Source organism: Brevibacillus centrosporus (genome assembly GCF_003710815.1).
Classification (GTDB): domain Bacteria; phylum Bacillota; class Bacilli; order Brevibacillales; family Brevibacillaceae; genus Brevibacillus; species Brevibacillus centrosporus.
This window is the reverse complement of the sequence record NZ_RHHP01000069.1, coordinates 1-1236: the sequence shown is the minus strand read 5'-3', so window position 1 is coordinate 1236 and position 1236 is coordinate 1. Positions and strand designations below refer to the sequence as shown.

1 protein-coding gene is annotated in these 1236 nt (G+C 47.1%); it reads right to left on the bottom strand.

Annotated features, from left to right (window positions below):
• The coding region (locus tag EDM55_RS29875) for a DNRLRE domain-containing protein (RefSeq protein ID WP_122962137.1) at positions 1 to 1202 on the bottom strand (1202 nt) is incomplete at its 3' end.
• Positions 1203 to 1236 lie beyond the last annotated feature (34 nt).

Sequence of the window (1236 nt, the reverse complement as noted above, 5' to 3'; positions counted from 1 at the left end):
AATGTTTGATTATCCGCAGGGTTCGTGAGTGTGAGCGTTGGCGGGTTGTTGACGTTTGGTTCGAGGAACATGACGCCAGAATAGCCGTTGTATGTACCCGGCGCTGTTGTCGTCAAGTCCGTCGTTGTCTGCGTCCTGTTCAAATGCAGATATTTGTAAGAGCTTTGCATTTCCGGTAAACCACTATCCGCAGAATCGTAAATTTCAGTGAATCCCAACGGTGGAGTAAATGCTCCGGCAGACCAGTTGTCATTAAACAAGATAGCAAAGGCTTTATCTATAGCTACGGTTATTGAAGAGGTTTTCGGGTAAAATGTCGTCGACCCAGTAATTGCTCTGTGTTGAAAATCAATAATCCCCTTGACGTTTCTGTATGCCGCAACGCGAAGGAATGAAGTTGGCGCACCTCCTGAAATCGTAAAAGTGGGTGCAGTTTCGTTTGCAGCTGCAAACTTATAAGCTATCGTTACTTTCCCCGAATTCCCATCTACCAACGAGCTTTGTACCGCCCATCCATTCGCGGGCACAATCGTAGTATCACTTACGTTTGAAGCGATGAATGCGACTAGCAGATCACCTGTTGCAATTCCAGTTGGCAGAGCCAAAGTGATAGATGAAGTGCTGTTGAATCTTTGGGCTACTGTAGTTCCCACATACTCCACCTGTTTTTTGCCTGTTGTCGGGATTGTGTAGTCGATGGTGAGTTGTGGGCGGTTTGCGACTGTGCCGTTTTCGAATGAGGATAAATTCACCAGGGTGTTAAGGGTGGCTTCATCCTCTTGTTTTAAAATAATACCGTTATTTGCGCTTTGCCCGCTTACCCACTCCTGTACTACTGCCTTAACGTCAATGCTAAACGCCGCGTTCGCAACGGGCGTCGCTGTGCCAGCAACAGCTGGATCGAAACTCGGCGTCGTATCCCACGTAGTGTTTGCATCCCAATTGGACGTTATCTTATGCATATTGATTTTCCGGCTGTTTACTCCGGTTTGTTTATAAAGCGACAACGACGCACTGTTGATGATGGCGTCATTCGGGATCAAGCCAAGGTCGAAAAATACCAACGCTCTCGAAATGTACCCGATATCATTAGTACCGACGTCAATTGGGTTTACGCCGATATAGGTGCTAGTAGGCGCCGCGCTCGAAAGGTAAGTGTCTCTCGTCACGGAGTTTGTTCTATTAAGTGTAATACTAGGCATGTTCCTCCCCCTTTCCTATCGTAAATGGCCGTTA